Source organism: Streptomyces anthophorae (assembly GCF_049310305.1).
GTDB lineage: Bacteria > Actinomycetota > Actinomycetes > Streptomycetales > Streptomycetaceae > Streptomyces.
On record NZ_JBLWQQ010000002.1, the window covers coordinates 79,620 to 93,047 of the forward strand.

General features: G+C 70.7%; 15 protein-coding genes. 1 reads left to right on the plus strand and 14 read right to left on the minus strand.

Features of this window, described 5'->3' with window-relative positions:
* Positions 1–65: 65 nt before the first annotated feature.
* Positions 66–1,151, minus strand: a complete 1,086-nt coding sequence (locus ACNYS0_RS43320) for a hypothetical protein (RefSeq protein ID WP_422404928.1) — start codon at positions 1,149–1,151, stop codon at positions 66–68.
* 49 nt (positions 1,152–1,200) lie between these two features.
* Positions 1,201–1,725, minus strand: a complete 525-nt coding sequence (locus ACNYS0_RS43325; RefSeq protein ID WP_422404929.1) for a DUF6197 family protein — start codon at positions 1,723–1,725, stop codon at positions 1,201–1,203.
* 170 nt (positions 1,726–1,895) lie between these two features.
* Between ACNYS0_RS43325 and ACNYS0_RS43330 the strand changes: the two genes are divergently transcribed.
* The gene (locus ACNYS0_RS43330; protein ID WP_422404930.1) at positions 1,896–2,057 is read left to right on the plus strand and encodes a hypothetical protein; all 162 of its coding nucleotides are present in this window, start codon (positions 1,896–1,898) and stop codon (positions 2,055–2,057) included.
* 43 nt (positions 2,058–2,100) lie between these two features.
* Here the strand turns inward: ACNYS0_RS43330 and ACNYS0_RS43335 are convergent, their stop codons facing one another.
* The 12 genes from ACNYS0_RS43335 to ACNYS0_RS43390 all read right to left on the minus strand — a co-directional run bounded on the left by ACNYS0_RS43335 (position 2,101) and on the right by ACNYS0_RS43390 (position 13,174).
* Positions 2,101–2,289: a hypothetical protein gene (locus tag ACNYS0_RS43335; protein ID WP_422404931.1), complete on the minus strand. Its 189-nt coding sequence runs from the start codon at positions 2,287–2,289 to the stop codon at positions 2,101–2,103.
* Between the two features lie 76 nt (positions 2,290–2,365).
* Complete coding sequence (locus ACNYS0_RS43340) at positions 2,366–4,474, minus strand: chromosome segregation protein ParM (protein WP_422405060.1); 2,109 nt, start codon at positions 4,472–4,474, stop codon at positions 2,366–2,368.
* 123 nt (positions 4,475–4,597) lie between these two features.
* Positions 4,598–5,011: a conjugal transfer protein TraB gene (locus ACNYS0_RS43345; protein ID WP_422404932.1), complete on the minus strand. Its 414-nt coding sequence runs from the start codon at positions 5,009–5,011 to the stop codon at positions 4,598–4,600.
* A 23-nt stretch (positions 5,012–5,034) separates the two neighbouring features.
* Positions 5,035–7,119 carry a hypothetical protein gene (locus ACNYS0_RS43350; protein ID WP_422482936.1) on the minus strand — a complete coding sequence of 695 codons (2,085 nt, stop codon included), beginning with the start codon at positions 7,117–7,119 and terminating at the stop codon, positions 5,035–5,037.
* A 517-nt stretch (positions 7,120–7,636) separates the two neighbouring features.
* Positions 7,637–7,873 (minus strand): hypothetical protein, encoded by a 237-nt coding sequence (locus tag ACNYS0_RS43355; RefSeq protein WP_422404934.1) that lies wholly within the window; start codon positions 7,871–7,873, stop codon positions 7,637–7,639.
* Positions 7,870–8,388 (minus strand): hypothetical protein, encoded by a 519-nt coding sequence (locus ACNYS0_RS43360; protein WP_422404935.1) that lies wholly within the window; start codon positions 8,386–8,388, stop codon positions 7,870–7,872. The genes ACNYS0_RS43355 and ACNYS0_RS43360 overlap by 4 nt, the downstream gene beginning before the upstream one ends.
* Before the next feature lie 116 nt (positions 8,389–8,504).
* Positions 8,505–10,658, minus strand: coding sequence for a hypothetical protein (locus ACNYS0_RS43365; protein WP_422404936.1), 2,154 nt, complete (start codon positions 10,656–10,658; stop codon positions 8,505–8,507).
* Positions 10,659–10,793: 135 nt separating this feature from the next.
* Entirely contained in the window at positions 10,794–11,033 is a 240-nt protein-coding gene (locus tag ACNYS0_RS43370) for a DUF5999 family protein (protein WP_422482937.1), read from the minus strand.
* Between the two features lie 154 nt (positions 11,034–11,187).
* On the minus strand, positions 11,188–11,430 hold the full coding sequence (locus ACNYS0_RS43375; RefSeq protein ID WP_422404941.1) for a hypothetical protein: 243 nt from the start codon (positions 11,428–11,430) through the stop codon (positions 11,188–11,190).
* Positions 11,431–11,681: 251 nt separating this feature from the next.
* Positions 11,682–11,939 (minus strand): WhiB family transcriptional regulator, encoded by a 258-nt coding sequence (locus ACNYS0_RS43380; protein ID WP_422404942.1) that lies wholly within the window; start codon positions 11,937–11,939, stop codon positions 11,682–11,684.
* A 246-nt stretch (positions 11,940–12,185) separates the two neighbouring features.
* Positions 12,186–12,464, minus strand: a complete 279-nt coding sequence (locus tag ACNYS0_RS43385) for a glycosyltransferase family protein (RefSeq protein WP_422404943.1) — start codon at positions 12,462–12,464, stop codon at positions 12,186–12,188.
* A gap of 104 nt (positions 12,465–12,568) precedes the next feature.
* Entirely contained in the window at positions 12,569–13,174 is a 606-nt protein-coding gene (locus ACNYS0_RS43390; protein WP_422404944.1) for a hypothetical protein, read from the minus strand.
* Between the last annotated feature and the right edge of the window lie 254 nt (positions 13,175–13,428).

Sequence of the window (13,428 nt, forward strand, 5' to 3'; positions counted from 1 at the left end):
GCCTGTCCGCGTCCTCGCCGCCCACCTGGTGGGGGGCGGCGAGGGCCGGGCAGGTGGACCGGAGTTCACTTGCCGGTCTGTGGGGTGGTCGTCTGGTTGCGCGGCTGCTGGGTGGCCGGGCTATCGCCGTTGTTGTGGCCGAGCAGGAACACGGCCAGCACGATCAGTGCACCGATCAGGACCTTCAGGGCCGGGGAGAGGCGCTTGGCCGGGGAGGTGGCCAGTACGGGCTTGAGCTCGAAGAGTTGACGGGTGTCGGGCATGACGGTTCTCCCTGGGTGAGAGCGAGTTGGGTGGTGCGGGTGGCCGGTCGGCCTGTACGGGCCTCGCCGCCGGGGTGGGCGGCGAGGGCCGGGCAGGTGGACCGGAGGGCGGGTCAGTTCTGCGTGCGCGGCCTGGGCACGGTGGGGGGAGACGCCGCCGAGGTCGTCGGCGGAGCCGGTGGGCTTCTGGTTGGGCAGGTGGATCTGCGGCGTCAGGTTGAGCGGGTTGACGATGCGAATGTTCGGCAGAAGCCGCAGGCCGCGCAGCGCGAACAGGGAGGCCAGGGCCCAGGCGAGGGCGGCGATGCCGACGCTGAGGGTGCGGTTGGCGGCGGGGACGGTGGACCAGATGGCGGCGGCGCTCGCGGTGCCCCAGCCGGTCCAGGTCAGGCGCGCGATGGTGGAGCCGAAGAAGCCGCCGATCAGTCCGTACAGGCCGGCGATCTGCCACAGGGTGTAGATGGTGGAGCCGCTGATGGCCATGCCGGCGGAGTGCTCGGCGATGTAGGTGCGGACGGGGTGGTCGATGACGCCCCAGATGCCCGAGGTCTGGTCGGTGCCGATGTCGACCTTGGGTGCGGCCGCCAGGAGGTCGGCGAGGGTTTGGCCGATTACGCTTCCGGCCGCGTCGGCGAGCAGCACGACGACGGACAGTGCGGCCACGAGGACGAGGACCCTGAGCCAGCGGGCCATGTCGGCGCCGGCCGTCGGTGCGGTGCGGATGTCCTGCCATACGGCGTGCAGGACGCCTCCCGGGCTCCATGCCTGTTCCCATACGAGGCGGCAGCGTGCCGCGAGTTCGGCCAGTGGCGGGCGCCCGGCCTGCTTCTTCTTCGTGGGCTGTTCGTTCTGCGCCGGCTGCTGGGGGCGGTCGTGGTGCTGGGGCACGAAGGCTCCTTCGGGGCGGGTGCGAGGCAGGTGGTCCGGAGAAGTCCGGTTACAGGCCGTGGGCGTCGGCGCGGCGGGCGGCGGTGTCGAGCAGGCGCAGCGGGGTGCGGCTGTTGGACCAGGCGTCGTTGAATGACGGGATGGTCTCGGCGTCGGCGAACTCGCTGCGGATTGCGTCCATCAGGGCGTCCAGGCCGTTCTGCTCCAGGCGGCGGTTGCCGCCGGCTTCCGCTTGGATGGCGCCGAGGAGGCAGCGTGCCCCGCTCACGTCGACGAGTTGGTCCTTGCACCAGCCGTCGGTGACGAGCCGGAAGTGGGCGCGGTGCAGCAGTGCGGCGACGGGGGTGCGATGCGTGTGCGGCTGGTCGGCGGGGGTGATCGGTGTGGTGACGACGGCGTCGAGGTCGAGCGGGTTGACGGCGAGGTGGGCGGTGTTGACCTCGTAGGCGACGGCGGCTTCGTCGAGACGTGCGGTCATCGCCGTGTTGGCGAGGACGAGGCGTTCCTCGAGGGACAGCGGGGCGGCCGCCGTGGTGGGCCGGGCGGGGGTGGTGGGCGTTCTAGTGACGGACATCGGGGCTCCAGACGGCATGGGCAGGAGCGCCGCCGGAGAGGGTCCGGCGGCGCTGGGGAGGGAAGGCTGCGGTGCGGGGCTACGGGTCAACTTCGCTGGCTGAAGCGGTTGTTGCCGCGTGCCGGATGGGCGGGCAGCCTGTATGCAGAGGTCCGATGGGGAGGCGCGGGATGAACTTCTTGTTCGTATGCGGCTGGTGCGGCGAGGAGAACGTGGTGTTCTGCCGGCGGGCCGGGTTCTGGGGCACCAAGTTCGAGGACCCGGAGGAGTTCGACTGCTACGCCTGCGGCGGGACGTCGACGACTCCGTGGGACCCCTGGGTGCCGGCCTGACCTTCGAGGTGGGTTCCGGCGGGCGGGCCGTCGCCGGGAGTGGCTACAGGCTGGAGACGAGTCCGGCGAGTGAGGAGAGCCCGGCGTTGATGGCCGGCGCGGCGCCGGTGGAGGCGAGCGCGAAGCCGAACAGCGCGCAGGTGAGGGCTGCGCCGATCCGTACGCTGCCGATGCGCAGCAGGATGACGACGATGACGGCCAGGAGCAGGGTGAGGGACAGGGACACGGCCACGGCGTGGTGACTCCTTCAGGCGTGGGGCAGCCCGTCCGCTCGGGGTGAGCGGACGGGCTGCGGTGTTTTGGTGCGGTCAGGCGTTGGTGAGGTTGCGGATGGCCTCGAGGGCCTGCCGGGTGGAGGTGATCTCGGCGCGCTTGCCGGCGTTCTTGCCGCGGGGCTTGCGCTTGCCGCCTCCTCCGCCGTCGCCGTCCGAGTCGTCGTCGGGCTCGGGCCAGAACTCGCCCGGGTCCGGCGGGCGGTTCCAGTCGCCCCACAGGCCGAGCTTTTCGAGTTCGCTGATCTCGTGGTCGGTCAGCCGGGGAGTCTCGGCGGGGAAGATCTCACCGAGGTCCTGGTCGAAGTCGACGTAGAGGGCCTTCATCAGCACGGCGCGGCCGTTGTCGAGGACGACGACGGCGACGCCGCCGGTGCTCACCCCGTTCTCGGGTTCGGCCTCGCCGGCCATGGCCCGCTCGATCGCGGAGCCTTCCTTGGGGGCGTAGCGGGTGGGGATGGTCGGTACGTCGTAGGGGTTTTCCATGGTTCCCTCGGCGGCCTTGCGGGTCGCGGACGGGGAGCCCATGTTGAAGACGACCGGCCGCGAGTTCTGCCGCAGGTTGTCCTTCATCTCGGTGGAGAACCCGTTGTGTGCGAACGGGGACTGGCCGGCCGGGTTGAAGCCGATGCCGTACTTGAGGCCCATGACGGTCAGTGCGTCGCCGTCGGCCTGGATGAATTCACCGAACTCCGCGTCCTGGGAGGCGGTCATGAACTCGTCGGCGTACACGTTGAGCTGCCGGTAGGGGCAGCGGTCGTCGCCCGGCTTGTAGTCGTGCGGCTTGCCGTCGTACGCCCACGGCATCTCCGCGCGGATCTGGCACAGGGCCTTCGCGGCGCGCAGCTGGCGGGCCATGTAGATCGGGCTGATGCCCTGGCGGTCGATGTACTCGCCCAGCGCGGTGGTCTTTTCGTCCTTGAAGCAAGAGGACAGCCACACGACGTGGCCGGCGAGGGATTCGGCGGCCATGGTGACGGCGAAGTACTGCGTTTTGCCGCCGCGGGTGACGCCGAGGACCAGGCCGTGCTTGGCGGCGTTCTTGTCGTGCTGGTAAATGAAGCTCTTCACAGGTTGTCCGGTGATGCTGAATCCGCACACGTAGCGGCCGGTCTTGGGGTCCGGGGTGAGGAGCTCGCGGGTGGCGGCGAATGTCGGGGAGAGCGGCGGAGTGTCGAAGACGCTGATGAGGAACTCGGCGCCGTCGATGAGGACGAAGGCGCGGCTGTCGTCCTCGGGCAGGCCCAGGCCGCGCAGCACCTTCATCAGGTCGATGCGCGGGACGTCCGTGGTGTCAGTGCAGACGCCGCGGTAGAACTTCACGCCGCGTTCGTCGTCGCGCTTGACGCTTACGAGCTGGGTGCCGGGGGCGCCGCCGTTGCGGCCGGCGATCCGGTCGGCCCACTTCTCCTTGGCGGTCGGGTTGTGGCTGCGGCGCCGGTCGGCCTCGGGGGTGATGTGGACTTCCGCCCAACCGGGCCCGCTCATGCGGCCCTTGGTGGCGAGGACCGAGGTGATGTGCACGAACGCTTCCTCGGTTTCGAATGCGGCGGCGATCGCGGCCTTGCTCAGCGAGGTGATGGGGCGGCCGGGTTCGGAGGCGCGGACCAGCAGCGTCATGTCGTCGGTGCGGCCCTCGTGCCGGTCGGCCCGGATGACGATGGTGCGGCCGGGCATCCCGGCGCGCTCCCACATCCCGCGGACGCCGCGGGTGAGTTCGGAGGCGCCGTCGTCGGGCTGTGCCGGGGTGGGCGGTTCCGGGGCCGGTTCCAGCTCCATGCGCGGGGTGTTGGCGAGGGAGGGCCGGTTGTGGCGGCGGCTGTGTTTGGCGTAGGGCATGACGGCCCAGCCGGCGGCCGCCCACACCCCCGCCATGATCAGGTCCATGGCGGCGGGGCCGGTGCCGGGGGTGTAGCTGGCGACGACGTCGATCGCGCCGGCCAGCGCGGGCGGGATCCAGCGCAGGATCTTCCGCCCGCGGCCTTCGGTGGCGTTGGTGGAGACGGCGATGCCGGCGGCGCCGATGACGCCGAGGCCGGCGATGGATGCGGTGACGGGCCCGGACGGGTCGAGGTTGGGGGCCGTGGCCAGAGCCGGTGCGGCCAGGGTGTAGGCGAGACGCTCCAGCGCGGCTGCACGCGGCATGGACACGGTGGGCTCCTCCTTTGCTCCGAGTGGGGGTGGAACTCGGTCGTGGTCGTGGACAGGGGCGGTCCCGCGTGATGTGCGGGACCGCCCCTGGGTGGGTGGGTTGCGGGATGTTGCTGCTTATCGTGCGAAGACGCCCGGCTTGGGGGTCCGGTGGCGCCGTCCGCTGCGGACGGCGTCCAGCGGTCCGTAGTCCTTGGCGTGCGTCTGGCGGGCCTGACGGAGTTCTTCGGCGACCTCTTCGGCGTCCTGCCGCAGGACCTTGCCCTGGCTGACTGCGCCGCCCAGGGCGGTGTTCACATGGCTGGTCAGTTCGATGAACTCGTCGTCGAAGTCGGCGTTCTCGATGTCCGTCTCGACGCGCAGGCAACGGGCCGCGTTCTTCTTCATGGACCGGTGCAGCGATTCCAGTTCGACGGCGCCGTCGTCCAGGAGCTGGATCAGCACCTCGAGTTTGGCCTGCACCGCGGGGTAGCTGTTGTCGCCGTCGCCCGGCGCGGATCCGGCCGTCTGCCGGGGCACGAGGTCACTCATGCGCTTCTTCCCTTCTCTGGGGGCTAGTTGTGGTGGACGGCCGCGGAGACGTGGTCGATGCCCGCGTCCTGCTTGGCGTCCATGTCCTCGCCGTAGACCTTGGCGACGCGGCCGGCGGCGAGCTTGCCGCCCTCGAACGCGTCCGCACACATGGAAGCGAACCGCTGCGCGGTCTCTTCCATGACATCGCCCCGCTCGGTGGCCGCTTCGATCCGGCCGGTCACCTTCGGGCCAACGTTGTGATCGTCGGCAAGGTCGGCGGCCATCTCCTTGAGCAGGGCGACGACCTTGGTCATGGTGAGCGTGACCGCCTCGGCCCTCTCGCCGTCCGCTCCGGCCTGCACGGCGATGGACGTCATCTCGATCAGGTACTCGTCGAAGGTGATGTCGGTCTGGTGCTTGACGGCGAGGCCGCCCTGCGTACTGCGATGGGCTACTTGGGTATCGGCCACAGAGTGCTCCTGGCTGTCGGGCCGGGTCGTGCCCGGCCGCTGGGTGTGCGGGGTCGGCGCGGGCGGCAGCCCTGGGACCCCGCGGGTCAGCCCGGCCGGGCTGTTTTCCGGACGCTGTCCCTGCGCGGGCTGCGTGGCCGGCTCGGCGTCGGGGGAGGGGGGTGGATCGTCACGTTCGACGGTGATGCCGACGGAGTCCGCCGTCACCGTCCCTTCGCCCCGGCGGGCCCGCGCTTCGGCGTTGGCCTTCTCCCTCTCCCGGCGCCGGTTCTCGAGGATGTCCTCGAACCGCTTCCGGGTCTTGTGGAAGAAGCTCCACCGCGGGGTGCCGGGCTCGGCATGTCCGTAGTTGTGCCACAGGCTGCGCAGGTACGCGTTGATGGACTCGTCGGACCAGTCGCCGTCGTACTGCTCGAACGCTTCCTGCGCCCGCTCCTCCCAGATCTCCCAGAACTGGTCATGGAAGCGTTCGCGGTCCGACAGCGGGTCCTCGTCCGGCCGGCTGCCCGCCGTCGTCTTCTTGCTCTTCTTGCGTGCGCGATCCTTGCCGGCTTTCTCGTGCGCAGGACCGCCGGAGGGGGCCTCCTTCTTCTTGGGCTTGTCCTTGGTCAGGTTGATCGGAGTGCCGCCCGGGGCTCCGGGGCCCGGTGTGCTCTTGGTGCCGGGGTTCTTGTCCCGGTTGGGCTCGGCTCCCTTCAGTGGTGGCTTCCACGGGCGCTCGCCGGGCTTGTGCGGATCGAACACCCGGCCCGCGCCGAACGTGCCGGCCGTGCCGCCCTTCGGGGCCGACGGCTTGGGAGCGTTTGACGTTTTCGCGTCCGAACCGGTCGACTTCGAGCCGGGGCCGGTCGGCTTCGGGCCCGGTCGGGGGTCGTCCTTCCAGGGGCGGCTGCCGGGCTTGTGCGGGTCGATCGTCTTCTTCGGCGGGGTGGGCGTCTTGTTGACGGGCCAGGCGCCGGAAGAGCCGCCGCCGTGCTTGCCGTTCGGGGAAGCGGGCTTGTTGGTCGGCTTGTCCTTCCAGGGGCCGGTGGCGCCGCCCGCGCCGGGCAGCTTGCCTCCGCCGCCCCGGCCGCCGTCCTTCCACGGCCGGTTGCCGGGCTTGTGCGGATCGAGCGTCTTCTTCGGCGGCGTGGGCGTCTTGGGCGACCGGTTCGTCGTGCCTGAACTCCCCGCCCCCTTGGGCTGGTTGCCGCCCCGCCCGGAGCCTCCAGAGCCGCCTCCAGAGCCCCCGCGGGGGCTTCCCGGCCCCTTCGGTCCGCTTCCGTGCGCACGGCCACCAGGACCGCCCCCAGGCGCCTTCGTGGGCGTCCTGGAGTTGTGGCTGCCGGAGGCATTGCCGTGGGCACCGTTCCGCTGCGGGGAGCGCTGCTGCCCGGGGCCGCGCGCGCCGCCCGAGCCCTGCCGGCCACTGCCCGATCCGCGGCCGCCGCCGGACAGGCCGCCGCTCTTGCCGCGGCCCTTGTCCGAACCGAGCCCGGAGCCCGAGCCGGCTCCTGCGCCGCCGCGGGCGCCGGCCTTGTCACCGCGCGCTTTGAGGTGGGCCTGACGCAGCTTGTTCTGTGCGTCCATCAGCCCGGTCTCGCTGGCCGTTTTTGATTCCAGCAGCGACACCTTGCGGGCTATTTCCGCCTCACGGTACGGCGCCTCGGCGTCCAAGCGGGCGCGGCGGATATCGAGGCGCAGTTCAAGCCAGTCCCCGAGCCGGTCAGCGAAAGAACGCGGCTGCTCGTATTCGGCTTCGTCTTCATATTCGCCGTCGTCGCCGTATTCATCGGGCGGCGCCGGAACTCCGGAATCACGGAGAAAGGATTCCGGGTCCCGCAATGAAGGAACATACGCCCCGCCGTGCGGCTCACCGGAATCGGCACCGTCCTCTCTGCCGTCAGGGTCTCCTTCCGGATCGGGGCGGGGCGGGTTGAAAAGGCTTCCGGCATTCGGGGCGCTGGGTACGCCGGAGTCGGAATTGCCGGGCCTTGGCGGCAGGTGCAGGACGGTTCCGCTGTCGTCGTCATCGGACACGGACAGCCTCCCTTGGATCTTGACAGGCGCGGTGCGCCTCGCGTACACGCGTGCGCGGCACGCGCGGTACGCGTCACGCGCGGCACGCGTTGGGATGCCGGAAGCGGGCCGCTCCGGCTCGGAGCGGCCCGCTTCACGGGTGACACGGAAGGGTTCAGCGGTTGTGGCGCTCGTGGACGTTCTGCAGGGCGAGCGAGACGTCCCGGATCAGGCTCAGGTCTCCACCGCGATAGGCCTGCGTGCCCCGGATATTCATGAGCCGAAGCCAGTAGTAGAAATTCCCGAGCTCGTTTCCGTGCTGCGCGATCAAATCCTTCTGGATTTTCTGCTCATGCGCGGCACGGTTATAGTTCTTGCGCTCGACCTTGGTGAGCGGGCGGTTTGCACTCACGCCGTCTCCCGGTCGGTGAGGCCGCGCAGCGACTCAACAGTAGAATAGCCGAAATTCTGACCCTGTCCAGCCTGCGGAGCCTGCGACGGCCTGCTCGGGACCGGGCGCGGGAGCGGATTCTTCTTCCTTTCCTTCTCCAGCGCCTTATCCTTTCGCACCTTGGCGACTTCCTGAACCTTTTCGGCGTGCGCGAAATGCCGGTGCGAGCTCTTTTCCATGCCCTTGGTGACGCTTTCCAGGCCGGAAATGATGCTGCGCACCGACGCCTCGAGCGGCAGCGCCCGCAGCCGGGCCTGCCCGAACTTGTCGCCGGCCACGCGCTGGCCGCGGGCGTGGACTCGTACGTGGGTCTGCAGCGTCTCGAAGTTCTGCTTCATCTTCAGCAGCGCGCTCTCCAGGTCCGCGAGATAGGCGGCGTAGGCGTCCGGGTTCTGGGCGATGCCCTTGAGCGCCTCGCTGCTGGTCTCTTTCTGGGTGGACCCGTCAGAACGGGCCTGCTCGTTGTTGCTGGTCATGACGGGTTCCTCCTGCTGTACTGGGGTTCTGTGACTGCTTCCGGCAGTCGCAGCGAAGGTCAGCAGCCCACCTCAACTGGGCTGCTGACCTTCACTGTTGTGTGCCGGACGGTGGGTCAGGTCAGGTACTTGTTCGCGTCCGCGGGGCGCAGCAGACCGCTCTTGGACAGCAGCCGGACCGCGCGGTCCTGGCGGACACCGATCACGGTCCGGACGCGGCTGATATTGACGAAGCCGTCCGGCTCCCGCGGCAGCTCCCGTACGAGCGGCATCAGTTCGTCGTCGGTACGGGCGGGCGTGCCCGTACCGGTACGGGCGGTCGGGGCTCCTGTGCCGGTACGGGAGCTGCCGTTCGCCGTACCAGTACGCGTCGCCGGACCCGCGCCCGTCGCGGCGGTGCGGGCGGTGACCGTACTAGTACGCGTGCCGCCCTCGTACGCGGCGGCGCTGGTACGGCCGGTGTGCTCCGTACTGGTACGCGCAGCCCCGCCACGGGCGGCCTGTACGTCGCTGGTACGGCCGTTGTACGCGCTGGTCAGGCCCGCATTCACGGTCTCCGGAGCGGACTGGTGCGCGGCGGCGTGTACAGGCTCCGTACCAGTCGCGCCGTGGCCTGTACGGGCGGCCGGTGTACCGGCTGGCAGCCCGTACGGGTCCGTACTGGTACGGGCTGTACGGGCGTGCGCCGCACCGGCCGTACCGCCCGGCTGCTGGCCCGTACCGGTACGGGCGTCCGGTACGGGCGTCGTGTCCGTACCACCGTGTCCGTCCGTACCGGCCTCGTGCATGAGCGAGTGGACACGCCAGATGACGGCCACGAAGATCAGCACGACGAAGGTGGTCAGCTGCCACGGCGCCGACTGGCCCTCCTTGACGATGTGCGCCTGCTCGGACAGGTGGTAGATCACGTTCGCCGACGCCATCAGAGTCAGCGCTGCCGGGATGTCCCGCTTGGCGCGGAACGCCGTCACGCAGTACACGTCCAGCGACACCGGCAGCAGCGGAGCAACGTACGCGTTGATCCCGACCATGCGGGCCAGTTCGTACTCGCCCGAGGCGGCCAGCCCGACGCCGGCCGCCAGCGCGATCCACGGCGCGGTCTTCCACGCCTTGCGACCGAGCCGCTGATGCCAGCCCCGGAACTTGGAGTTGGCCTTCTTGGCCTCGCGGGCCTCGTCCAGCATCCGGCGGGCGCGGGCCTCGTCAGCCTGTGCCCGCTCGGTGATGCCCTTGGCCTTCTTCTCCGCGTCCGCGGTGATGCGGTCGGCCTCCTTCTGCGCCGCCTCCCGCAGCTGCGCCGCGACAGTCTTGCTCTCCTGCCGCAGCCGCTCGCGCTGCTTGTCGCACTGCGCCTTGAGGTCGGCGAGATCGTCGGCCAGTGCCTTGCGCTTGTCGGCAGCCTCCGCGTCGAACTGGTCGGTCAGCGCGCGCAGCTTCTCGCGCAGCTCGGTGCGGGCCTGCTCCGCCTCGGTGTGCGCGGCCGCGACATGCTGGTCGGCCTCGCGGCGCCGCTCGTCGGCGGCCTTGACCGCGTCCGTGTACAGCTGCTCCGCCTCGGCGCGCCGGGCGTCGTACTGCTCGGCTGCCGTTTCCGCGAGCTGAGCGAACCGCTCGCGCGCCTGGTCGACCTCGTGCTGCGCCGCGGCCACCAGATGGTCGGCCTGCTCCTGCGCGCGGGCCAGGATCTGCCCGGCTTCCTGACGCCGCTGGTCGATGAGGGCGCCGAGCTCGGTGAGGTCGGCCTCGGCCAGGCGCCGCAGCTCGGCGACGGCCTTGCCGGTCGCCTCGCGGTCGGTGGTGGCCAGCTCGGTCAGGTCGGCGACCTGCACGCGGGCCTCGGCCACCAGGGCTTCGGCGCGCTGGCGGGCGTCGGCGAGGAGCCGGTCGGCCTCGCCGCGCGCCGCCTCCAGGTCCTGCTTGGCCGCCGCGCGCTGCGCGGTGGCCTCCTGGTCGGCGTCGGCGGCGATCCCCGAGGCGCGGTCGCGAGCCGCGGTGAGCAGCTCGGTGACCTTCGCCTGCGTGTCGGCGACGGTGCGCGCCGCCTGGTCCTCGGCCTCTTCCTGCAGGAGCGAGGCCTGGGCGCGGGCGATGTCGATGATGTCGGATGCCCGGTCCCGGGCATCCGCGACGACGTCGAGCGCCTCCGTGTGCGTCTCCGGCTGCGTCGCGTCGGCCGGGGGAGTGGCGGGGGTGGTGGAGGCGGTGGACTGCTTCGCGGCCGCCGGCTTCTTGCGGGCGGTGGGCCTCTTACGGGTTCGTGTGGCGGCCACGCCGCCTCCTTCCGGGTCGGGTGCCGTCCCGGGCGGGGCGGCGTTCGAATGTCCGGCCGGTCTGTCCGGCTCTCTGTCGCCGCCCGTCCCGGCCGCCGTGAGGTGGGCGCTCGGTGCGGGCGGATCGGGCAGCCGTCAGGCCATGGCCATCTGGGGGCGGTGCGGGGCGACGATCGTGCCGTTGGGCAGCAGCTCCCCGGTGTCGTCGAAGAGCAGGACGCCGTTGCACAGCAGGCTCCAGCCCTGCTCCGGGTGAGAGGCGACGGGAACCGCGGCCTCCCGTTCCTCGCTCTCTGCGGTCGGGCATGCCGGCGAGTGCAGGCAGGCGAGCATCTGTTCGTCGGCCGGGACGGCGGTCGTGGGGGTGCGGCGCATGAGCGCCTCCAATCGGGTGTGAGGCCCGCGTTGGTGGCCGGGCCGAAGGCGTGCGAAAAGACCGGCCGCTCGTATGCCGGGCGGCCGGTGGGAGATGGCGCTGTGGTGCAGGCGAGCAGTCGCCTGGTGCTTCCGTCGGACGGGAGAGGTCGGGTCAGTCGAACCTGTAGCCCTCGGGGATCTCGCCGGCGCGCAGGATGTCCGCCTGAGTGCGGTACTCGCGTGCGTTGGAGCGGGCGTTGGCCGCGAGGCGGCGGTTCAACGCCCGGTCCTCGTCGTACGTGCTCGCCCTGGCCGCCTGGTCGGCGTCGACGGCGGCCTCATCGGACTGCCGGGCGGCTACACCCTCGAGGTAGTCGGCCTCGTCGTTCATGCGGGCGCGGGTGACACGGGCCATCACAACTCCCCTTCATGCACTGGTGGGTCCGGGCTGTCCGGCTCCCCCTCACCGCCCGTTCCGGCCCCATGGTTCAGCGGGGTCGGGACGGGCGGATCAGGCAACCGACAGAGGTGGCGAATGTCGGCTGGGGCAATGGATCAAAGGCCCCGGTGGTGGTGCAGAGGGTCAGCCATGGGCGCGGCGGCCGAAGTCGTGGTCCGTGTTCGTCTTCCGGACCTCGTCCTCCAGGCGCTTGCGGTCGGCGTCCGTCATGCCGACGCCTCCTTCGCGCGCCGCCGGGCGGCGCGGCGCTTCATGCTGCGCCGCTCCGCCTCGGACAGGCCGCCCCAGACGCCGGAGTCCTGACCGGACTCCAGCGCCCACTGCAGGCACTGCTCCATGACCGGGCAGCGGCGGCACACGGCCTTGGCCTCCTCGATCTGGAAGAGCGCCGGGCCGGTCTCGCCGATGGGGAAGAACAGCTCGGGGTCCTCGTTGCGGCAGGCCGCGCCAAATCGCCAGTCCATGCCGATCACTTCCCCTGCCGGGCGCGGCGCAGGGCCTCGTCCATGTCCGGGTCGGAGTCGGTCGCGTAGTGTGCGATGCTGGTTCGCATCAGGCCTCCTGGTAGGTCTTGGACAGCCCCGGGGGTCTCAAGTCGCCGGGGCTGTCGCCGTTTTGACCGCTCGTACGAGCAGCCACGGCCCCCGCCCACCCGACTTGCGCGGGGTGGGCGGGGGCCGTGGTCGTTCGTCGCAGGGTTCAGGGCACGATCAGAGCTGGAACACGTAGACCGCGCCCTGGCCCTCGCTTTGGTGTGACTCGGGCGTCGTCTTCAGCAGGATGATCCGCATGAGCTGACCGAACCGGTCCGCGGCGTAGTACTCCTGCTCGACGAGCGTCTCGCCCATCGCGCGGGAAAGCGCCAGGTACTCGTCGGCGGTCTCAGCGCTGAGCCGGTCCCACGGCTCCCGCAGCGCGCCCTCGGGCGCCCAGTTCAGGTCCCAGTCGATGTCGTGGATCGTGACGGTGTTCTCGGACGTAGCGCGCATGATCAAACTCCTTGTCAGGGAACGCGGCTGTCGTACGAGCAGCCACGGCCCCGGCCTCCCCTTGTGCGGGGTGGCCGGGGCCGTGGTCGTTCGTCCGGAGTTGGTCAGCTCGTGCGGTGCCGGGGGTGGAGCGTCTTGAGCGGTACCCGCGGGGCACCGAGCGGCGCGTCGCCGTCGGGCAGCTGCGCGCGGCGGGTGTCGGTGTCGCGGACCGCGGGCTCGGTCGAGGCCCACTTCATCTCGCGCAGCAGCCACATCGCGCGGCCGTCGCCGGGCTCGTCGTCCGTCGTCGCCATCTGCTTTCGTGCGGCGATCTGGCTGACGGCCGGAGCGACCGCGGCCATCGGCTTGCGCAGCACGGTGGTCGAGCGGCGGTGGCCGGTCTCCGCGTGACCGTCCTGCAGGCGTTCCCGCCACGCACCGACCCTCACGTCGAGGATGACCACGCGGTTGCTACCCAGGTGACAGCGGACCGCCGGAACATTGGTGTCGTGGGGCACGACCTTCGCCTTCTTCGACCTCGAGCTGAGGTTGGTGATCGGCACCAACGTCTCGCAGTCGGGGCAGATCAGCGACGCGCAGTCCTTGCGCAGGTCGTACTGGTGGGCTTTGAGAGTGGAGAGGGCCAGCGCCGGGCGGGAGTTGACGGTGCGCGAGCGGGTCCGGCTCCGGCGGGGCCGGGCGGTGCGCTCAACAGTGGAAACAGACATCTGGACTCCTCAGGATCGGAGAGACAGAGAGCGCGTCGCGATGCTCTCTCTGCCACTGCGGGCCGCACGGCACGAGGCCGGCGTCCCGCAGGACAGACAGCGCACAGCGCTGCGACGTGCACGCAGTGGTCGCGGCCTTCCGGCTCCGGGGGAGTTCGATGGTGCTCTCTGATCCTCAGCCAGCTGAGGACGTGTCCTCACCAGCAAGCTGCTGAGGTCAACCCCGGCCCCCCGCGAAGGGGGACGACTACTGC

Coding starts and splice junctions, on each gene's coding strand:
- ACNYS0_RS43370 (WP_422482937.1), bottom strand. CDS start 11,033: ATGCGCCGCACCCCCACGACCGCCGTCCCGGCCGACGAACAGATGCTC.
- ACNYS0_RS43385 (WP_422404943.1), bottom strand. CDS start 12,464: ATGCGCGCTACGTCCGAGAACACCGTCACGATCCACGACATCGACTGG.
- ACNYS0_RS43325 (WP_422404929.1), bottom strand. CDS start 1,725: ATGTCCGTCACTAGAACGCCCACCACCCCCGCCCGGCCCACCACGGCG.
- ACNYS0_RS43330 (WP_422404930.1), top strand. CDS start 1,896: ATGAACTTCTTGTTCGTATGCGGCTGGTGCGGCGAGGAGAACGTGGTG.
- ACNYS0_RS43375 (WP_422404941.1), bottom strand. CDS start 11,430: ATGGCCCGTGTCACCCGCGCCCGCATGAACGACGAGGCCGACTACCTC.
- ACNYS0_RS43345 (WP_422404932.1), bottom strand. CDS start 5,011: ATGAGTGACCTCGTGCCCCGGCAGACGGCCGGATCCGCGCCGGGCGAC.
- ACNYS0_RS43340 (WP_422405060.1), bottom strand. CDS start 4,474: ATGCCGCGTGCAGCCGCGCTGGAGCGTCTCGCCTACACCCTGGCCGCA.
- ACNYS0_RS43380 (WP_422404942.1), bottom strand. CDS start 11,939: ATGGACTGGCGATTTGGCGCGGCCTGCCGCAACGAGGACCCCGAGCTG.
- ACNYS0_RS43390 (WP_422404944.1), bottom strand. CDS start 13,174: ATGTCTGTTTCCACTGTTGAGCGCACCGCCCGGCCCCGCCGGAGCCGG.
- ACNYS0_RS43360 (WP_422404935.1), bottom strand. CDS start 8,388: ATGACCAGCAACAACGAGCAGGCCCGTTCTGACGGGTCCACCCAGAAA.